The sequence below is a fragment of the Niallia tiangongensis genome (genome assembly GCF_044704065.1).
Taxonomy (GTDB): domain Bacteria; phylum Bacillota; class Bacilli; order Bacillales; family Cytobacillaceae; genus Niallia; species Niallia tiangongensis.
On sequence record NZ_CP162613.1, the window covers coordinates 3,085,305 to 3,103,705 of the forward strand.

Here is an 18,401-nt window from a genome sequence, read left to right on the forward strand (position 1 = left end):
TGCTGTGCTATAATTAATATATATAAATTTTGCTCAGAAATAACACAAATATGGAGGGGCTTACTTATGAAAAATGCTATATGTCCGAAATGCACTAGTGAGGAAATAAAAAAAGGTGTAATGGCAGCCACTGTTGGACAAGTTCATATGTATCCTGAAAAAAAACTTGGTAAGAAATCTTCACCAATATCAGCAGAATATTGTGGGAACTGCGGCTACATCATGTCCTTTTATGTGGATAAGCCTGAAAATTTAGGATAATAACCGCTATCCTTTTTTTACTTGGTATTTAAAACAAAATAAAAAACCTTCTCATTTGAAAAGGTTTATTCTGCGGATGATGAAACATCCTCACTTTTTTCCGTGCAACGATGGCAAATACCATGAAATGTTAGACGGTGATCTTTAATTTTAAAATTCCAGTCACGCTCTACTAATTTCTCTACATCTCCTAGTAAATCTTCTTGAATTTCATCTACTGCTCCACATTCAATACATACTAAATGGTGATGAAAGTGAGCTGCGCCTTCTTGTCTCAAGTCATATCTAGAAACGCCGTCACCAAAATTTATTTTATCAACAATTTTCAATTCCGTTAGTAGTTCTAGTGTACGATATACGGTTGCCAATCCAATTTCAGGAGATTTCTCTTTAACGAGTAAGTATACATCTTCTGCACTAAGATGGTCTTCTTCATTTTCTAATAATACTCTAACTGTCGCTTCCCTTTGGGGAGTTAATTTATAGCTCGAAGAATGCAACAGCTTTTTTATTCTATCTATTCTACTTTCCATTCCGAAAGTCCCTCCCTAGCTACTGTCCATCTCATTATAACAGAAGTAGGAATAGAATCCTAATAAAAATTATTATAAATAACAATTAATAATAATTCTTATATTATAATGAGTATTACTGGATTTTTTTAACCATTCGAAAGGAAAAATGAAAGATTCTCTCTTTATATAAATGGCAACATGATAATAATAGATTGTACCATATTAATGACTGCTTTCATTAATATTGGCGAAATATATGCCTCAACTGCTGCCGCAATCCCGATTATGACAAAGGCTATCATTAGCAGAAAAGTATATCTAGCAAACAGTGGCAGCATTGGTTCCCCCTTTTTCTTCATAAATTGCTGGCGAATCATTTTAAAAGAGAATGCTACTGATAGTGTAGCAGATATTATAAAAATTGGAATAACAATTAGATTTTGTGGCAAAACCGACACAAATGATAGTAAAAAGCCATGCCAGCCCATTTGGTTAACTAAGAATCCAACTGTAAAGCCAACTACCATTCCTTTAATAAATAGCAAAATTAAAATAATGGGCAATCCTATGATAGAGATTCCTAGCAGCCAAATAAAGCCGATATATTTACTATTATGCGAGAAGCTTTGAAAAAATAAATCTTTGCTTTCCGCTACTTGTCCATTCGATACCTGTCCGAAAAATTGTGTTAAATAGTAGTAGAGATCTTCCTTTTGGGAGAGAGACAAACTATTTACTACTATCGCTCCAAAAATGACCCCCATTAAAAATAATACAATGATAAATAAATAAATTGAGGAATGATCACGTATATGAGTCGCTAGGATATTCTGATATTTTTTCTTTTTCATTGCCTTTCCTCCCGCCAAGTCTGTTAATTTATGTTTATGCACGAAAGATAGGCATATGACTAGAAATCTATTATTAATTAAAAAGAGAAAATCATCCAATAATTATGCATTATACAAAAAGATATGGTAGATTAAATTTGAGGTGAGAGAATTGAAACCGATTTTAATAGATTTACCAGAAACAATCGAAACAGAGAGATTAGTATTGCGTCCATGTATGCCTGGAGATGGCAAGGACGTATATGAAAGCATTCAGCGGTCAAAGGATGCCTTTAAGCCTTGGATGGTATTTGCAAATAAAGAGCAAACACTAGAAGAGGTGGAAGCAGGTGTACGAGAGTCATATGCTAAATATATTTTAAGAGAAGATTTACGATTACATATTTATTTAAAAGATACGAAAGAGTTTATAGGTTCAACCGGTCTACATTCCATCGATTGGAAAGTCCGCGTGTTTGAAATTGGGTATTGGTGCGATTCTGCCCATACTGGAAATGGCTATATTACGGAAAGCACCAGAGCTTTAATAAAGCTTGCAAAAGAGCTTCATGCTAACCGTATAGAGATACGTGTCGATTCCACAAACATGAAAAGTCGTGCTATTCCAGAAAAACTCGGCTTTTCATTAGATGGTCTCTTGAAAAATGAAACACTTAGTGCTGATACCGAAGAATTAAGAGATATCTGCCTTTATTCTTTGACATAATGTTAAAAATCCCACAAATGTTAATGTGGGATTTTTTGTACTATTACTTATCTACCCTGACCTTTCCGTATTTACCGCCACCGCCAACTTGCAAATTTAACATTCCTGTTCTCGCTGCAACTACATAATCCGCCACTTTCTTTGGAATGATTTCCACTAACTTATCGTAGGGGGCTTCATGGATTATTTGCATTTCCGTTGAAAAGTAATCAAGTAATTTTTGCAATGTTTTTTTCCCTAAGCCAGGAATGTATTCTAACGGTATTTGGTGAACATAGGGTGGTCTAGTAGGTCTAATAGCTGCATCCTTTAAATCTGTAATCCTTGCTGCTACCCCTTTTACCCATTTATGACTTCCACATTCCCTGCATATTCCATTCGTTTCTGAAAAGGGAGCATAGCATTTCATACAAACCGTTTCATGATATTTCCCTAATTTTGGGTCTAACCCATAATTAGCAATGATTCTTCTTCCTTCTACCTGATGAAGAACTTTTGCAAATTCCGCAAAAGAGGCTTCCTCCATCGCCATTACTTGATATTCTCGAGCCATTTTTTCCAAAGAATGGGCATCTGAATTTGTTATAAAAGGAAAGGCATGCAATTCTGAAATTTGATCAGCCATTTTCGTATCAGAGCTCAATCCCAGTTCCATACCATCAATCATCTTTTCATCAAAAACTTCCTTATAGGAACGATTAACACCGCTACCATATAAACTTTTAAAAGGTGTAAAAATATGTGCTGGTATGAAAAGTCCATGTAATTCCTTTACTTTATGCTGCAATTCTTTTCCGGTTATATAAAGCCGCTGAGAGCTTAAAGTCACATTTTTCATATGATTAGAGATCCAATTGGAAAATTCCTTCATTTTAGTTAAGGTTGGCAGATAGGATAATACATGGATCGGACCCTTACAGAAAGAATCATATATTTCGAGCTCTGAGCCGAGAATAATCGTTATCCCTTCCATTCTCACCCCACCGCTAGGCAATTCTATCATCTTCCCCTGCTCTATTAACTCTTCCATTTCCATTATAACTTCAGGGGAATGACAATCTATGATTCCAATCATATCAAGCCCTTTTTGCTTGCTAGCATATTCGATGATAGCAGTTAAGGTAAGATTTCTTGACGCTGTGATTTTCACCGGCTTTCCACTTTTGGTTCTCCCAATATGGATATGTAAATCCGTGTAAAAAGACTTCATTTTTACTCCTTTAGGTTAGCAATTTGTAAATATTGTACCCCAAAAATTGTTTTCGCATCAAAAATGCGTTGCTTCTTAATAAATTCCAAAGCCTCATCTAGTGTAATTTCTAATACATTCACAAACTCATCTTCATCAAGTCCTGCAGCATCTTCTTTTTTCGTTAATCCTTTCGCTACATATACATGGATGATTTCATCTGCAAATCCTGGTGAAGTATAGAATGAACTGACCAATTCTAGAGATTTACAATCATATCCCGTTTCTTCTTCTAATTCTCTTCTTGCACAAAGAGCTGGATCTTCACCCTTTTCTAATTTTCCGGCAGGGATTTCTACAATTACTTTTTCAAGAGGCTTTCGATATTGTTCTACCATTACTAGTTTGTTATCGTCCGTTATTGCAATCACCGCTACTGCACCTGGATGCTTTACTAATTCTCGAGTAGAGGTTTTCCCATTCGGCAGCTCTACCTCATCGACTTGAACTTGAATGATTCTCCCGCTAAAAATATGCTCTGTTTTTAATGTTTTTTCTTCTAAATTACTCATTTGACACACTCCTGTTCTATTAAGCAAAGATTCTAACATATAGATTATTATACTTCATTTCGGTTTTTAGGAAAGGATTGTGGGGCTTGAAGATATACATCCAAGAAAAAGGGGTCATATTAACAGGAAAAGCTTGGGAAATCCGCTATATGCTTAAGAAGTACCAAAAAGAATATACCTATGTAAGAGATTGGGTAAATGCAAATTCGAATCCGCCAAAAAAATAAGCCAATATCTTTGTGAATAAATACCATTTTTCGTACAATAAGAGATATCTTAGATAAAGAGGTGTTCGATTTTGCAAAAGTCGCAATTAGGTAGTTCTGACTTATATGTATCTAAACTAGGTCTTGGATGCATGAGTCTTGGAACCGAAGAAAAGACTGCTTTTCCGATTTTAGAAGCAGCATTAGAAGAAGGTATAAATTATTTTGATACAGCTGATTTATATGACCAAGGGAAAAATGAGCAATTACTAGGACGTTTTTTCAAAAACAACCGAGAAGATGTCATTATTGCAACAAAGGTTGGAAATAAGTGGGAAGATAAAAAAGATGGCTGGTCTTGGGATGCCAGTAAATCCTATATTAAAGAACAAGTTAAAACTAGCCTAAAACGACTAGGCACAGATTATATTGATTTATATCAGTTACACGGCGGCATGATGGAAGATCCGATTGAGGAAACGATTGAGGCATTTGAAGAATTAAAGGAAGAAGGCGTGATTCTTTATTACGGCATTTCGTCGATTCGCCCCAATGTCATTCGCGAATATGTGAAGCGTTCCTCTATCGTTTCTGTCATGATGCAATATAGTATTTTAGACAGACGTCCAGAAGAAGTTGCACTACCATTGCTCGCTGAAAACAATATTAGTGTGGTTACCCGAGGACCTGTTGCGAAAGGCCTTTTAAGCCCTAAGTACCGTGATAAGGTAACAGAAAAAGGCTATTTAGATTATTCTGGTGAAGAACTGAAAGAAGTATTGCAAACGCTAGAACAGAAATTTGCAGATAAACGCACATTAACGGAAGCTGCTATTCAATATAACTTAGCTCAAACCCCTGTAGCTAGTATTATTGCAGGTGCAAGCTCTGTGGAACAGCTTCGAGCAAATGCAAATGCCGTGAATAGTGCGCCTTTAACAGCAGAGGAATTAACATTTATAAAGGAAATTTCCAAGGCATCCGTTTATGAGGCACATCGTTAATAGAATGTATTTTTATAAATAAGCTCTGGTGCTGGATTGGTTCTATTTTCTTGTAAAAGTGGTTTTCGTTTTGTTAATGAAAGCCACTTTTTCTTTCGTTTTTTTTAGTGGTTTTTGTTTTTTGTGAACACTGCACTTGCTTGCTTCTGCTTGAAATGTGGTTTTCACCTAACTTATAAGCGACGATTTTCACCTATTCTTTTAGATAAACACTATTCATTTCCAAATAAATCCTTTATTAGAAACGAGGAAGCTCTTTGAAATACATAGAATTTGGTATTGGCAACAAATGGCTTATTCGTACAGAAACAGAATTACAAGATGGGACAGAGTTTGAAGAAAAAGGAATAAAGAGACCTATTAAATTTCACTCTCTTTATACTAGAGTCTGGATTAGGAAAACGGTAATTATTATCGACTCAAAAGAAGGGGTTAAAAAACGAAAAAAAGATCGAAATGCTTATAAATTCATACTAGGTATAAAAAGCTTATAGTATTCAACTATTACTCCTTTACTCTTCCATCTCTAGCCTTCTAAAAAGAGGAAAATCAATTAATCATAACGAATACTTATCTAGTAATTAAATTACCTACATTACTTTTATAAAGGAGTCTTTCAATGTATCAAGCTTTATTAATTATTGATGTTCAGCAAGAACTGGTAGATGGGAATGCGGAAACAAACGAGATTTATAATAAAACAGGTTTATTAGATACTATTAATCTCGTTATCGAGAAGGCTATCCAATTAAATGTTGAAGTTATGTTTGTAAGAGATAAAGATGTTGCAGGAGGAGAAGGACCAGGATTTCAAATTCATTCCGATTTGAAAATTCCTGTTGAAACAAAAATCTTTGATAAATATGCTACAAATGCATTCTATGGAACAGGATTATTAGAGTATTTACAGTCAAAAGACATTCGACATCTTGTCATTATGGGTTGCGAAACACCCTATTGTATTGATACAGCGGTACGGACAGCAACTGTAAATAATATGGATGTAACACTAGTTGGAGATGGGCATTCAACAACCGATTCAACCGTTCTTTCTGCTGAAAAAATTATTCAACATCACAATAAAATATTACACGGTCACTATAATGTCGATCATTTTTCGATAGTGCGCGAAGCAGAGGAAGATTTATTTTCACCCATGCATGATAGTTACCGATAAGTTTTATGTAAAGAGCAAGCGGAAAAAGTCACAATGACAAAAGCGATTCGAGCAGCGGCATTTGTCATTGTGACTTTTCTTTATTATTAATTTCACTCTAACTCCCAAGCTTCTTTTAACAGTTCCACCCCTGTTTCTATCTCTGTTTCCGTCAATCCACCATATCCAAGAATCACTTTTGGATTCCCAGAATATTCATTTTGAAAATAGTAAGTAGAAACAGGGTATACTTTTACTCCAAATTCCATTGCCTTTTCGACTAATCGCTTTTCACTTAAATCAAGTTTCACTTCTAAAACAATGTGAAGTCCATCATTTTCTCCAATCACTTCTACATTACTGTCTAAATGTCGGTGGATGGCTTGGAGTAGTACTTGCCGTTTTTTCCGGTACAGTGTTCTCATTTTATTTAAGTGACTGTTCCAATGTCCTCCTTTTATAAAGTGGTACAATGTATCTTGATGCATCCGTGATACGGTCTGCTTATAGACAGTGAACTGTTTCACATATGTATTGTATAATTGCGTTGGGAGAACCGCATAGCTTATTCGAAGGGAGGGAATTAATGATTTCGAGAAGGTGCCCAAATATATAATTTGACTATTTTTTGCTAACCCTTGAAGTGCAGGAATTGGTTTTCCTTTATAGCGATATTCGCCGTCATAATCATCTTCTATTATAAAACCATTATTTTCTTCTGCCCAGTTAATCAATTCCAATCTTCGTGCAATTGGCATAATCATCCCGTATGGAAATTGATGAGATGGGGTTACATATGCGACATTTGCTTTACTCTTACTCAGCTGAGAAACATCCATGCCATTTTCATCAACTGGAATAGGTAGTGTTTCTATCCCCATATCTTGTAACACCACTCTAATTCGGTAATAGCCCGGATTTTCAAGCCCGTATACTTTTTCCCTTCCTAGTAATAAACCAATTAATCCCATTAACACTTGCGTTCCTGCACCAATTATTATTTGATCAGGATGACAATTTACCCCTCTTGTAGCATATAAATGCTTGGCAATCTGTTCTCTTAAGTTAAACTCACCTTGTGGATTTCCATTCGAAAACCAGAAATTTTGATCTTCATATATCGATTGCATGGAGATCTTCCTCCATATGTTATAGGGAAAATATTTACTATCAACTTGCCCTGAGTTAAAGTCGATTTTCACCTCTTCTTGTTTATTCGTTATCTTTACGATATGAATAGCTTTTGTTTGTTGCTGATTCTTAAATTCTTCATCAATTGTTAGCACATATAATCCTTTTCTAGGAATACTTTCCACGTATCCTTCTGCACAAAGTTGATCATAGGCTGCTTGGACGGTATTTAAACTAATTTGCAAATGTGTCGCTAACTTTCTTTTGGAAGGTAATTTTTCATTAGGTAAAATATGATTCTTCCTAATCTCTTGCTTAATAAAGTCCGCTAATTGAATATAGAGCGGCGTACTACTATCCTTATGCAAAACCGGTGTTAACTCTAGCACAAAACACTCCCCCTCCATTAAAACTGACACCATTAAAAAGAGCAAATCTGATACTTTAGATTATACCAGAATCCCATTACATTATAGATAAGATTGGAGGAATGAACATGATAAACAATCAATTAACCATTAAAATGTTAAAGACAGAAGAGGAATGGAAAACAGCATTTCCTGTAATGAAACAATTACGAACGAAATTAGATATGAATGCATATCTTGAATTAGTTTCAGAATCTGTCCACAAAGAAGGGTATCGCTTGATTGCACTTTATAATCAGAAAGAAATCGTAGCACTTTGTGGATTTATGCCTATGATCACTTTATACAATGGCAGATTTATATGGGTATGTGAATTAATAACAGACAGCAACCATCGTTCCAAAGGTTATGGCAAAGCATTATTGGACTATGTCCATCAGTGGGCCATTGAAAATGACTATCCTCTTGTGTCTTTATCTTCGGGCTTACAGCGTATCGATGCCCATCGCTTTTATGAAGAGAAAATGGAATATGATAAAGTAAGCTATGTTTATTTGAAAAAAATTTAACAAAAAGTAAAAGAGACATTCCCTCGTTTTAAAGGAAACGTCTCTTTTACCATTACTTTTTAAAATACGCGTAAAGAACTACTCTTTTTTTCATAAATATCTTCTATTCTTTGTAGATTAATAGGATGGATATCTAGTGAAATTTTCTATTCCATAATTTTATTTTTCTAAAGGAATTCCCTTCATTTTTAAAGAAATATACATATCTAGGATTCTATAAACGAGTATGGTAAATATATATGAAAACAGGAGGTGTTTATTCATGTCAAAAGATTCTATACAAAGTTTAATTGCGGAGTTAGATAAGCTAATTTCTGCTTGTGAAGAAAATGCTAAAAATAGTGATTCAGCTGAAAAACAGCGCTTTTATGAAGGAATGGCGATCGCCTATACAACAGAGCGAATGAGAATAAATGGAGAAGTAGATAGCATAGAGTTAAAAGTAATCGATGAATTATATAGTGCTCTCCCCACTACCACCACTTCAATCAAGGGATCAAGCATAGAATACACTGAAACTTGTTCCTTTTGCAGAAATTCAAAAAAGAAAGTTGGTTCTTTAGCAGTTGGTCCAAATGTGTCTATTTGCAGCTCATGCTTAGAATTTGGTGCAAAAGTGATTAAAAGTCATTCATAGGGACGATTAAAAACAATCGTCCCTTTTTTTGGAGTTATTAATATCTTCTTAAGCTTCTATTACTTTTACATATGCTCCTTTCTTCGCTTTTTGAAAAGCTTTCTTATTCATCTCTTGTATTTTTTCAGAAAGGCTTGAAGCACTTATTAATTTATTTTGGAAGAAAATAGATGGGTCAATAAGTCGAACCTTATTCTTTAGATGGATATCAAAATCCTCTTCATCCACTACTGCTTTCACAGACGAATGGAGCTTACTCCATAGCTTTTGGATTTCAACATTATTTGATGTAATTATTTTATTAATTAGCTCCTTATCCTCCCCTAGAAAATCAGAAAATTTTATAATGTTACTGGCTATTGCTACTTTTAAAATTTTCGTTAACTGATCATATCCATAAATATTTAATGGATGCATAAAAAAATCGATGACCTCTTTATAGTAGGTTTCAACAAACCATTCTGCCGAATCAATGTTTTGTAAACACATTTTCCCTTCCACCATTACAACATTTTCTAAAAATTCATGTACTGCCTTTAAAGGAATTTTATTATAGGTATACATATCTCGTAATGTATAATCAACGCGATCTGCACATAATTCTGGTGCAGGCTGTTCTAAAATAGTCCATTTGGTATCATCCATTAGCAATTCCTCATAATCATACTGATAATTTTCTAAGATTGAAGGAATTTCGGAATCCTTAATAACAGAATGAAAAATTGCTTCATGATAATTCTCATGCTGTTTATCTAAAACAAAGTCAACAACATGGGAAAATGCTGTATGGGAAATATCATGCAACAGTCCTGCAATTTGCTCTTCAATGGAACCTCCAAGCTTTCGGATTAATAGCATAACGCCAATCGAGTGCTCATATCGAGTAACGTTCCAGTCTGTATTAACTAAATAACTTGCTCCTCCTTGATGGATGCCCTTTAGTCGTTGAATTGGCTTGCTTTTTATTAATTCTTCTAAAACTTTGTCTATCTTGAAATCTCCGTACAGTTTATCGGATAATAGCATATTATACTCCCTTCCTGAATCTCCACCTCTTTAATTAGCAAATGTTATAAATAGCATTAGGCTTAAAAAAAGGAAAAACATTTCCAAATTAAAAAAATATGTATTCGCATGTATCTTTTTTAAAAATATATTTGGTTTTATTAGGCTAGCTTTCAGCAACAGCAGAAAAAAATAAATAAAAAGAAGGCTAAATATTCCAAACACAGTTGCCATAATGACATATTCCTGTTCCCAAAATGCTACAGCAAGAAATAATACCCAAATACTCTTTACAATATTGGCCATTAATTCAAATGGTCCTGATAATATCTCCATAAAATGATTGCTTATTGCTTGTGACTGACTTTCTTTTGCACTATGGACAATATGCCCCGTTTGTAAACTCATTGTAATAATCATCATCGATAAGTATACTAACCCAAAAATCATTCCTACTTTTAGGCTAGTAGTATGTAGTATCTCATATAATGTAATCGGAATAGGCAACCACATGGTATACATAAATGCCATTAGAATATGTATAAATCCAAATTCGTTATTTTTAGCCAGCTTTGGAAACGTTACGGCAAGGATGACAAATAAGAGGATTCCTATCCAGCCTAATACTAGTGTTGATATGATAATTGGTATCAATCCTTTCGAGCGATTTATTTAATTATTTTAACTTCTTCTCCAGCTCCTTTTTCTGTTGTTCGGCTAATGCTAATAAGCGGAATTGATCCTGCTTTAATTGTTCTAAAATATCACTAGCTTCTTTCCATGCTAAGTCATACTGTTCTTTCGAAATAGCTCTTTCCCTAAGTGCTTCCTCCAGTTCGTCTTCGTCCAGTAAAAATACCTCCTTAGATGGCAGTACTATAATATCTAAAAACAAATCATCCATCCAAGGAGCATTATTATCTATTCCATTTTCTAGACAAATATCAATATACCATTGGACAATATCTCCATCTGCATTAAACATAGTAGTGATGGAATGATTTTTATGAAGAGGATACTGGTGAAGCCACATATAGCCATCATCAAGAATACAAACCGCTTGCTGGTTATACTTTTTTGTTACTGACTCCACTACTTTAATAGAATGAAATAATGAAAGATTTCCTGTAAACTCCTCTGTTTTTATAAACGCTTGCGCATATTGCTATTCTAGTATCCGTTTCCAACCTATATGGTTACCGAATTTCCTTTTTACCTGCATACACACCCATCCTATTTCAACAATTTATCTGAAACCACTCTGTCTCTTTCGGAAAGTCATCTCTACTTAATTGGCTACCCGATATTAATTGGCGATAGGAAGTAATTGTGCCGTCATGTGACACAATATAGATTTTCTCTTTTTTTAATCGTCTACAATTTGCTAAAAAATCTTTGGCGTGTTTTGAAAATTCACCTTCTGTAGCTGTGTTAAATCCTTCATTCCATAAAGCTACAGGTGGATTGTCATCTAGTTCAAAGGAAGGAAATGTATGTAATATATTCTCCACTTCCATCATTACATCGCAAGGCAATGTATGCTTATTCGCTAAGAGCGGAAACATTCTTGGAGATACATAGGGGGTTACTATTTTTCTGCAATCCATGCCATCAGTCCACAGCATAGCTGTTTGCATAGTTCTTACTAAAGGACTAATGAACACAATATCTTGAGTGCTTAAAGGTAAACTGTCTTTAAGTTTTTTTGCTTGGTCCATTCCCTTTTTTGTGAGAGAAGGGTTCCTTTTATGTAGACTAGCTGGTAGATTATGCGTTTGTTCTCCCTCTCCATGCCGTATAAAGATTAAGTCCATTTCATCCCTCTTTCTTATTTTTGATTTCCTTTAACCAAGCGATTAGTTTCTGAACCATCTTCGGTGTAAATTCATGATTTACTTTTTCGAAGATTTCCATTTCCACATTGGTTCGTTTTTCCTCTTTGGTAATATACTTATAATAGTTTTTTTGCCCCTCGATTGGAATAATCGTATCACTATCCCCATGCATGAGAAGAACAGGAGATAGACTAATCATTTTGTCGATTGAATCATATTTCTTTAATCGACTTTCTTCTGCTTGAGAAATCTCATCTCTACCATCCCGTATTCGAAATATTTTTTCTGTAAGCACAAATGAACCCGATCCATTTATATTTGCTAATCCACTTATTTCAGGCTCTTTCGCAAAAATGCCATTTGCTATAAATCCCCCCATAGAATTGCCTACTAATATGGTACTGTTTTTCTTTACGCCTATTACTCTTAAAAACTCATTATATTCATTAATAGTATGGAAAACGGTATTCCAAAAGTAATTTCGGGTAACGTTGGAATCAAAGTGATTTTCCAAAGGGAATCTTTCATCATGATAAAGGATGTCAGGGATTAATACGACAAACCCTTCTTGGGCAATTTCTTCAGCTAACTCTAAGTACCCTTTCGCTGTTCCACCCCAACCATGATATAGGATCACAATTTTGTCTTTATTTTGGATATTATTAGTAGACTGATAAAACTTATATTCACCGATTACTATTCTCTCCACTGTCGTACCTTCCTTTACCACCCACACTTAAATAAATCTCTTCACTTTCCCATATTGGATCAGCGAATGATAAGGGTCACCTTTTAGCCCTAGTACCTTACAGAAAGCTGGTTCTGTTTTATAGCCCTGTTTCTTTAAAGAAAGGATTTCCTCATTTATAGTTGGGTTTATCCTTAAAATTTCGTGTTCAATAATCATATGGAGATAAGCAAATTGCTGTTTAACTGGGATTGTTTGACCGAACAATTCGAATTCGAAGCCATCAAAATTGAAATTTGCTTTCATTACATCCACTTCTCTAATCATTAATCTTTTCAGGCGAAAATGCTCCATTTCACCAAAATGCTCGGTTACACTCTGTTTAAAATGTTCAAATTCGTAGACTTCCATTATGATATCTAAATCAGACCCATCTATATCCACTCCAATTGGAATGGTTCCACAAAGAATTGGTTTATAAGGATGTAAAATTTCGTCTATTTTTAATTTCTTTAATGCTAAATATGCTTGTTGCTGCTTAGCATTTCCTTCTCGTAAATAATCTAGTTTATCAAACATTGAAAATTTCATATTTCATACATCTCATTTAAAGTTTTGCTCACGACTGACTGCATAGAAGATAACTTAGGATTACTTATCATATTTACCAACAAACTTTTCAGGAAATTCTTACAGTTTGCCACCAAAAACCAATAACTTTCTTCCTCTATTTGATTTCTATACTGGTGTAAATCATTTTTCATATTTATTATTAAGCCTTCTAACACTTCCTGCCCCAAACCGTTATCTATCATTTGTATAATAGGAACAATCATTCGTTCATCTTCATCATGAATATATACACTTTCCGTTTGATAGATTTTTTGCCAAATCGCCTGCATTATTGCCGGGTATGTACTTTGATTTATTTTTTCACTTTTGACAAGTTCATCGAAAGCATCCGCTACATGCGCCATACTATGAGCCCAGCCTTTATCTTTCACATATCCTCTTACATCTTTTTCAAGGTTTACATAGCTGATCAATTTATCTTTAATTTCATTAACCTTGGCTTCTGTTAAAAAATCATTGCGATTATCTTGATAAAGAATAAGTGCAATTAGTAATGATGTGAAAGAACGAGTGAAAACAGAATCCGTATCCTTTTCACCAATTCCTTTAAACAAGAATTGATCACTTACACAAAGCTCTAATATTTCCCCTAATAGTTGGTCGTCTATTTTAGTTTCCAATATTACCTGACAAAAGGTTTGATAAATCATGTTATCTCTAAGCTGGCTGTCTGGTGAACCAATATGTACAAGCATGGATATTACGATATGTTTTTTTTCAGCCCATTCTATCTCTTCAGAATTTCTATTTTCTAAGAAGTACTTCAACTCTTTTTCTTTCATAGGAATTATGTTTTCTAGTAGATTCATTTCTCACTCCTCTATTTCTTCCCTAGTTTTATAAATTCTTCTCTCTTTAACTGGAAGAGAACAATATCTGGATTACTATCATTAATAAAATTGAATCCATAATTTATTAATAGTTTTTGTCCGACAGTATTTTTGATTGCCACTCGATCAGCCATCACTTCTCCTCCAAAATCATAAAAGAAATAACCTAGAAGTAAATGAATTGCCTCTTTTGCATAACCTTTTTTACGATATTTATAAGCTATTTTTATATTTAACTCCGCTAGGCGATTTTCTTTGTCAAATCGATGAAAACTTACTTCCCCAACTGGTAGATCTTCATAGGTATAAATCAAACAGTAAAAGTTAGTTCCATCTGTCGGTTGAACCATTCGTTGGTACCACCCAACTCTACGACTTTCGTTAAATTTTACTGTCCCACCAACATCCTTCATAGTATCTTTGTCAGCCCAAAGCCATTCCACAAATCCAAGTTCCTTCCACTCAGGCTGTTTAATATAAACCTTCTCTCCTAAACTTTTAAATAACATAGCTGAATTTCCCTCCTCAGTACCTTCACAAATTATAACATTAATTATTAGGAAGAAATTCACTTTTCAGAAAAATCCAGATGCACAACAAAGTTAAAAATGACCTTCTATAACAAAGGCCATTTTTTCTAGAAAGAGATTTTTCTATCAAAAAATTCTTTCACTTTTTCAGCTACTACTAGTGGTTTTACATCGATAGCCGATAAATCATTTATATCTACCCACATTGGCAAATATGTTCCGCGATCTAGAGTTCTTTCCGTAAATTCTTCTCCTTGACCTGTACCAATCGTGCCGCTAATAATATCCGCTAAGAAAAAATACTGGATTCCGTTATATTCTATTTCTGCAAGGCATTCGTTTATTTTGACGGTTACCCCTAATTCTTCAAATGCTTCACGTTTAGCTGCTTCCATAGGTGTTTCTTCTCGCTCGATACCTCCACCAGGAAATACATAATAGACAGAATTATTTCTAATTCTTTTAATAAGACATAGCTTATTATCTTCAATAATAACTACTGAGCCTCTATTTCTCATTAAATTTCGTCCCCACTTTTTAATTATATACATAAAATGGAATTTTAAAAAAACTATAAAAACTAAATTCTCATCTATTTTTCTAGTGCACTTACACAAACTCAGTAAAATTCTATCATTTCTGCAATGCTTATTAAATCGTGCTCATCTTTGACACCTGTAATCGTATATTGATAGTTATTTGTTGTTATCATTAATTTTAGATCATTTTTCTCATGGATAAGTACTGCTAAATGATTATTAATGGTCATTTCCTGTTCTTTTTTTACAATGCTATTTCTACCATTACCTTGTATACCTTTTTGTTTTTTTTCCGTATATATGGATAGATAGCTTCCGTCTGATAATGGATAATCTGCATTTACTAGAATGGAATCCTTTACCTTCGTCGCACTTATTTTCGGTTCACCAGTTATCTTTAATGAAGATAATTTAAGTGTATATAGAGAATAAGGAATTCCTGCTTCCTCTGAAAGAAATACGGTGTTTTTATTTTCGACTCTCTTTTGTTCTTCCGCTGTAATAATTATCAATTCTTCTAGATCAGCTGGTTTTTCATCCATTGCGTTTATATCCTGAAATTTATGTAATAATGGAGATTCCATACGAATTAATAAAAAGAGAATAGTCGATGCTATTATAAATGCTACGAAAGGAAACGGTTGAAATATGTTTTGTTTTTCCTTATGAACATGCATCCTCTCTTCTAGCTTTAAGCGTGTAGCTTCTTTTCGTTTCTTATCCCAAATGATATCTGTTTCTAAAATTTTTAAATCAAAATCAAGCTGTTCTTTAGATGACTTTCCCATTTAACGTACCCTCCTTTTTTAATTCTTTCTCCAATGCACGAATTGCCCGAAATAAAGTAGATTTCACCTTGCCTTCTGACCATCCCAAAATTTCTGCCGTTTCTTCTATAGAAAACTCCTTCAGTTTCCTTAGTATAATGACCTCTCGATAGGATTTTTTTAATGAACTTAATGCATGATAAAGATCCAGCGATTGTTCCTTCATTTGTAAAATTTCATCGGGCAATGGACAATCATCTTTTTTAAGTAAAAAGGCTTCTTTTAAAAGTAGTAACGGCTTCTTTTTTCTAATCATATCAACGGTGAGATTATGAGCAATCCGATAAAGCCATGTTTTTTCACTTGATTGTCCTTTAAAAGTATCCAAATGAAGAAATGCTTTAAAAAAAGTCTCGTTTGTTAAATCTTCTGCCTGCTGATAATCTTGAATCATAATTAAGATATATTTAAAAATAGCATCCCCGAACTTTTCATACCATTCTAAGATGATTTTGTCTTTTTCATTCTCCACTTTTTCCCCTCCTTTTTAAAAAGTTCTATGTATAGACGGATGAAGTCATTAAAAGTTTTACTTTTTTATAATATTTTCACAAAATAAAAAGTGGATACCATCTAATAGGTCCACTTTCAGTAATTCTCGGATTAAATCAATTCATACTAATTCCCTCATTCGTTTCATCGCAGAATGAACCGTAAGCCGATGATAAGATATCAACTGATTCCTATAAACCACTCCATAAACGCCATATGGAGTAGGAGATAGCTTTAATAATTCTTCTCGTGTTTGTAGATATTGGATATCTGCCTTTATATTTAATTTTGTTGCTGCTTCTATTACATTATCGATTGCTATATCTATATAAGGGCATTGTGCTGTTTGAAGAATGGTTAATTGGTTGTTATAACGAGTTAGCCTTTCTTCCCAATCATTAGGAAAATACGGATTTGGTGCATCTTCCATTTTGTAGACTAGTAACTCAAATCCATAGGGAGCATGCTCTACTTCTACAAAATCATTTTTAATAAAAACTTCTTTACTTGGCGTCCAAGAAGTTGTTGGATTTGTTACAACAATAACGCCATTCTTATTATGGTCTTTAGCATCTTGAATAACCTTATCAATTAGTTGAGTTGCATAGCCTTTACCAGTTATATTAGCCCATAGGCAATGTATGACGTAGTAATTTTCCCCATATACTACTCTTGAGGAATGTTCAATTGGTGTATATTCAATAAAACCTGCCAGCTTTTCATTCTCCAACATTTGAATATATGTTAATCCTTGTCTAAACTGATCTATTAACCAACCTTTTTTCCCTTGATAGCCTGTTGACTTCGGTTTGCTTCTTAAACAATAACAGCCCTTTTCCTCTATATTTTCTGTCGATAATTCGCTAAACTCTATTTTATCCAACAGTTTTCCCCTTCCTATTATTAATATTTCCCTTCTAATTTCAGTAAACAAAAAAACCGTTCTACACCTGGATATTTTTCTCCCAAACTGGTAATAGTAAATCCATTATTTTTGTAGAAGTTGACAGCGTCCGTATCCGTTTCAGCACATAGTTGACTTAATGCATGCTTTTTCATTACATACATAATTAAATTTGTGCCAATCCCTTTCCCCCTTTGTGTTGGGGAAACAGCAATATGTTTTATTTCACCTTTATATGAATTCATAAGATTAATTCCGATACAACCCTCTATTACACCATCCTCCACAAAAGCATATAACTTACGATTTGGTGATTGAAGATATGTATCGTATGCATGGTCTACTCTCTTTAAGGAGGTTGCATATGCTAGGAGCTTTATGATATTTTCGTGCTTATCTCCTGCTTTTATTTCGATTATCGATTTCCCCACTGTTTTATTTCTCCCTATTATATAATGATAGGAACCTCTTTTTTAGATAATAAATCCTCGAAAATCATTCGATGGTCTTTAAATAATGGTTCAGGTAAATGGTCAACTTCAAAAAATTTAATAGCTAGTGATTCTCCGTTCTTCGCTACTAACTCACCTGTAAAATCCTTGCTGGTAAAAACTACTTGTACCATAGAGACCTGATCTCCATTAGGAAAAGTCTTATCATATTGAGGTCCTGAATAAAGAGCGAATAACTCCAAGCTACCTAGTTTTAACCCAGTTTCTTCAAATACCTCTCTTCTTGCAGTATCTTGAATTGTTTCTCCAAGCTCCATAAAACCGCCAGCAATCCCCCACTCTCCATTATCAGAACGCTTTTGTAAAAGAATTCTATTTTCGTTATCAAAAACAATCGAACCTGCAACCACCATAATTATTTTCTCTTGACCAATCATTGATCTTATATGCTGAATATAATCCATACAATGCCTCCATCAATTTATTATGTATTTGGTATAA

At 34.0% G+C, this 18,401-nt stretch carries 27 protein-coding genes; 8 read left to right on the top strand and 19 right to left on the bottom strand.

From position 1 onward, the window contains the following. Positions 1-66 precede the first annotated feature (66 nt). Entirely contained in the window at positions 67-261 is a 195-nt protein-coding gene (locus AB3U99_RS14830) for an acetyltransferase (RefSeq protein ID WP_400242119.1), read from the top strand. A 65-nt stretch (positions 262-326) separates the two neighbouring features. On the opposite strand, the gene AB3U99_RS14835 is transcribed toward AB3U99_RS14830, so the two are convergent. Together AB3U99_RS14835 and spoIIM are read right to left on the bottom strand one after the other, a co-directional pair. Continuing rightward, positions 327-794, bottom strand: coding sequence for a Fur family transcriptional regulator (locus AB3U99_RS14835; protein ID WP_400242121.1), 468 nt, complete (start codon positions 792-794; stop codon positions 327-329). 164 nt (positions 795-958) lie between these two features. Continuing rightward, complete coding sequence (gene spoIIM / locus AB3U99_RS14840) at positions 959-1,627, bottom strand: stage II sporulation protein M (protein WP_400242123.1); 669 nt, start codon at positions 1,625-1,627, stop codon at positions 959-961. A gap of 151 nt (positions 1,628-1,778) precedes the next feature. Here spoIIM and AB3U99_RS14845 point away from each other — a divergent pair, with 151 nt between their 5' ends. Then, positions 1,779-2,333 (top strand): GNAT family N-acetyltransferase, encoded by a 555-nt coding sequence (locus AB3U99_RS14845; RefSeq protein WP_400242125.1) that lies wholly within the window; start codon positions 1,779-1,781, stop codon positions 2,331-2,333. Positions 2,334-2,376: 43 nt separating this feature from the next. Here AB3U99_RS14845 and AB3U99_RS14850 read toward each other — a convergent pair whose 3' ends face one another. Further along, on the bottom strand, positions 2,377-3,543 hold the full coding sequence (locus tag AB3U99_RS14850) for an endonuclease Q family protein (protein ID WP_400242127.1): 1,167 nt from the start codon (positions 3,541-3,543) through the stop codon (positions 2,377-2,379). Positions 3,544-3,545: 2 nt separating this feature from the next. Then, entirely contained in the window at positions 3,546-4,094 is a 549-nt protein-coding gene (locus AB3U99_RS14855; protein ID WP_400242129.1) for an NUDIX domain-containing protein, read from the bottom strand. 86 nt (positions 4,095-4,180) lie between these two features. On the opposite strand from AB3U99_RS14855, the gene mciZ reads away from it, so the two are divergent. The 4 genes from mciZ (at position 4,181) to AB3U99_RS14875 (ending at position 6,481) form a co-directional block, all read left to right on the top strand. Beyond that, entirely contained in the window at positions 4,181-4,321 is a 141-nt protein-coding gene (mciZ, locus tag AB3U99_RS14860; protein ID WP_400242131.1) for a Z-ring formation inhibitor MciZ, read from the top strand. Between the two features lie 71 nt (positions 4,322-4,392). Further along, positions 4,393-5,304 (top strand): aldo/keto reductase, encoded by a 912-nt coding sequence (locus AB3U99_RS14865; RefSeq protein WP_400242133.1) that lies wholly within the window; start codon positions 4,393-4,395, stop codon positions 5,302-5,304. A gap of 257 nt (positions 5,305-5,561) precedes the next feature. Next, positions 5,562-5,798 (top strand): DUF3977 family protein, encoded by a 237-nt coding sequence (locus AB3U99_RS14870; RefSeq protein ID WP_400242135.1) that lies wholly within the window; start codon positions 5,562-5,564, stop codon positions 5,796-5,798. 125 nt (positions 5,799-5,923) lie between these two features. Continuing rightward, positions 5,924-6,481 (top strand): cysteine hydrolase family protein, encoded by a 558-nt coding sequence (locus tag AB3U99_RS14875; RefSeq protein WP_400242137.1) that lies wholly within the window; start codon positions 5,924-5,926, stop codon positions 6,479-6,481. A gap of 92 nt (positions 6,482-6,573) precedes the next feature. Here AB3U99_RS14875 and AB3U99_RS14880 read toward each other — a convergent pair whose 3' ends face one another. Beyond that, positions 6,574-7,980 (bottom strand): PLP-dependent aminotransferase family protein, encoded by a 1,407-nt coding sequence (locus AB3U99_RS14880; RefSeq protein ID WP_400242139.1) that lies wholly within the window; start codon positions 7,978-7,980, stop codon positions 6,574-6,576. Between the two features lie 107 nt (positions 7,981-8,087). Here AB3U99_RS14880 and AB3U99_RS14885 point away from each other — a divergent pair, with 107 nt between their 5' ends. Further along, positions 8,088-8,528 carry a GNAT family N-acetyltransferase gene (locus AB3U99_RS14885; RefSeq protein ID WP_400242141.1) on the top strand — a complete coding sequence of 147 codons (441 nt, stop codon included), beginning with the start codon at positions 8,088-8,090 and terminating at the stop codon, positions 8,526-8,528. 262 nt (positions 8,529-8,790) lie between these two features. After that, the gene (locus tag AB3U99_RS14890) at positions 8,791-9,165 is read left to right on the top strand and encodes a ClpX C4-type zinc finger protein (protein WP_400242142.1); all 375 of its coding nucleotides are present in this window, start codon (positions 8,791-8,793) and stop codon (positions 9,163-9,165) included. A gap of 48 nt (positions 9,166-9,213) precedes the next feature. Here the strand turns inward: AB3U99_RS14890 and AB3U99_RS14895 are convergent, their stop codons facing one another. From AB3U99_RS14895 to AB3U99_RS14960, 14 genes are all read right to left on the bottom strand, one after another. Beyond that, positions 9,214-10,191, bottom strand: coding sequence for an HD domain-containing protein (locus AB3U99_RS14895; RefSeq protein WP_400242144.1), 978 nt, complete (start codon positions 10,189-10,191; stop codon positions 9,214-9,216). Between the two features lie 30 nt (positions 10,192-10,221). Further along, positions 10,222-10,824 (bottom strand): hypothetical protein, encoded by a 603-nt coding sequence (locus AB3U99_RS14900; protein WP_400242146.1) that lies wholly within the window; start codon positions 10,822-10,824, stop codon positions 10,222-10,224. A gap of 22 nt (positions 10,825-10,846) precedes the next feature. Then, positions 10,847-11,263 (bottom strand): DUF402 domain-containing protein, encoded by a 417-nt coding sequence (locus tag AB3U99_RS14905; RefSeq protein WP_400242147.1) that lies wholly within the window; start codon positions 11,261-11,263, stop codon positions 10,847-10,849. 145 nt (positions 11,264-11,408) lie between these two features. Continuing rightward, positions 11,409-11,984 (bottom strand): histidine phosphatase family protein, encoded by a 576-nt coding sequence (locus tag AB3U99_RS14910; protein WP_400242149.1) that lies wholly within the window; start codon positions 11,982-11,984, stop codon positions 11,409-11,411. A 1-nt stretch (position 11,985) separates the two neighbouring features. Then, entirely contained in the window at positions 11,986-12,714 is a 729-nt protein-coding gene (locus AB3U99_RS14915; protein WP_400242150.1) for an alpha/beta hydrolase family protein, read from the bottom strand. A gap of 27 nt (positions 12,715-12,741) precedes the next feature. Continuing rightward, complete coding sequence (locus AB3U99_RS14920) at positions 12,742-13,272, bottom strand: DUF4269 domain-containing protein (RefSeq protein WP_400248090.1); 531 nt, start codon at positions 13,270-13,272, stop codon at positions 12,742-12,744. Positions 13,273-13,280: 8 nt separating this feature from the next. Then, positions 13,281-14,135: a DUF2785 domain-containing protein gene (locus tag AB3U99_RS14925; RefSeq protein ID WP_400242151.1), complete on the bottom strand. Its 855-nt coding sequence runs from the start codon at positions 14,133-14,135 to the stop codon at positions 13,281-13,283. A gap of 11 nt (positions 14,136-14,146) precedes the next feature. Continuing rightward, the gene (locus AB3U99_RS14930) at positions 14,147-14,665 is read right to left on the bottom strand and encodes a GNAT family N-acetyltransferase (protein WP_400242153.1); all 519 of its coding nucleotides are present in this window, start codon (positions 14,663-14,665) and stop codon (positions 14,147-14,149) included. Between the two features lie 128 nt (positions 14,666-14,793). After that, positions 14,794-15,204: an NUDIX domain-containing protein gene (locus AB3U99_RS14935; protein WP_400242155.1), complete on the bottom strand. Its 411-nt coding sequence runs from the start codon at positions 15,202-15,204 to the stop codon at positions 14,794-14,796. A gap of 101 nt (positions 15,205-15,305) precedes the next feature. Beyond that, positions 15,306-16,013 (bottom strand): DUF4367 domain-containing protein, encoded by a 708-nt coding sequence (locus AB3U99_RS14940; RefSeq protein ID WP_400242157.1) that lies wholly within the window; start codon positions 16,011-16,013, stop codon positions 15,306-15,308. Continuing rightward, positions 15,997-16,524: an RNA polymerase sigma factor gene (locus tag AB3U99_RS14945; RefSeq protein WP_400242159.1), complete on the bottom strand. Its 528-nt coding sequence runs from the start codon at positions 16,522-16,524 to the stop codon at positions 15,997-15,999. Before AB3U99_RS14945 ends, AB3U99_RS14940 begins: the two co-directional genes overlap by 17 nt. A 141-nt stretch (positions 16,525-16,665) precedes the next feature. Continuing rightward, positions 16,666-17,427 (bottom strand): GNAT family N-acetyltransferase, encoded by a 762-nt coding sequence (locus AB3U99_RS14950; RefSeq protein ID WP_400242161.1) that lies wholly within the window; start codon positions 17,425-17,427, stop codon positions 16,666-16,668. Between the two features lie 20 nt (positions 17,428-17,447). After that, entirely contained in the window at positions 17,448-17,879 is a 432-nt protein-coding gene (locus AB3U99_RS14955) for a GNAT family N-acetyltransferase (protein ID WP_400242163.1), read from the bottom strand. A gap of 17 nt (positions 17,880-17,896) precedes the next feature. Then, entirely contained in the window at positions 17,897-18,364 is a 468-nt protein-coding gene (locus tag AB3U99_RS14960) for an NUDIX hydrolase (protein WP_400242165.1), read from the bottom strand. Positions 18,365-18,401: the final 37 nt, after the last annotated feature.

What these genes read in the sequence shown, in the direction of transcription:
- AB3U99_RS14920 (WP_400248090.1), bottom strand. Translation starts at nt 13,272, where the DNA reads ATGTTTGATAAACTAGATTATTTACGAGAAGGAAATGCTAAGCAGCAA.
- AB3U99_RS14835 (WP_400242121.1), bottom strand. Translation starts at nt 794, where the DNA reads ATGGAAAGTAGAATAGATAGAATAAAAAAGCTGTTGCATTCTTCGAGC.
- AB3U99_RS14850 (WP_400242127.1), bottom strand. Translation starts at nt 3,543, where the DNA reads ATGAAGTCTTTTTACACGGATTTACATATCCATATTGGGAGAACCAAA.
- AB3U99_RS14930 (WP_400242153.1), bottom strand. Translation starts at nt 14,665, where the DNA reads ATGTTATTTAAAAGTTTAGGAGAGAAGGTTTATATTAAACAGCCTGAG.
- AB3U99_RS14940 (WP_400242157.1), bottom strand. Translation starts at nt 16,013, where the DNA reads ATGGGAAAGTCATCTAAAGAACAGCTTGATTTTGATTTAAAAATTTTA.
- AB3U99_RS14830 (WP_400242119.1), top strand. Translation starts at nt 67, where the DNA reads ATGAAAAATGCTATATGTCCGAAATGCACTAGTGAGGAAATAAAAAAA.
- AB3U99_RS14895 (WP_400242144.1), bottom strand. Translation starts at nt 10,191, where the DNA reads ATGCTATTATCCGATAAACTGTACGGAGATTTCAAGATAGACAAAGTT.
- AB3U99_RS14910 (WP_400242149.1), bottom strand. Translation starts at nt 11,984, where the DNA reads ATGGACTTAATCTTTATACGGCATGGAGAGGGAGAACAAACGCATAAT.
- AB3U99_RS14890 (WP_400242142.1), top strand. Translation starts at nt 8,791, where the DNA reads ATGTCAAAAGATTCTATACAAAGTTTAATTGCGGAGTTAGATAAGCTA.
- AB3U99_RS14925 (WP_400242151.1), bottom strand. Translation starts at nt 14,135, where the DNA reads ATGAATCTACTAGAAAACATAATTCCTATGAAAGAAAAAGAGTTGAAG.
- AB3U99_RS14875 (WP_400242137.1), top strand. Translation starts at nt 5,924, where the DNA reads ATGTATCAAGCTTTATTAATTATTGATGTTCAGCAAGAACTGGTAGAT.
- AB3U99_RS14960 (WP_400242165.1), bottom strand. Translation starts at nt 18,364, where the DNA reads ATGGATTATATTCAGCATATAAGATCAATGATTGGTCAAGAGAAAATA.
- AB3U99_RS14935 (WP_400242155.1), bottom strand. Translation starts at nt 15,204, where the DNA reads ATGAGAAATAGAGGCTCAGTAGTTATTATTGAAGATAATAAGCTATGT.
- spoIIM (WP_400242123.1), bottom strand. Translation starts at nt 1,627, where the DNA reads ATGAAAAAGAAAAAATATCAGAATATCCTAGCGACTCATATACGTGAT.
- AB3U99_RS14855 (WP_400242129.1), bottom strand. Translation starts at nt 4,094, where the DNA reads ATGAGTAATTTAGAAGAAAAAACATTAAAAACAGAGCATATTTTTAGC.
- AB3U99_RS14885 (WP_400242141.1), top strand. Translation starts at nt 8,088, where the DNA reads ATGATAAACAATCAATTAACCATTAAAATGTTAAAGACAGAAGAGGAA.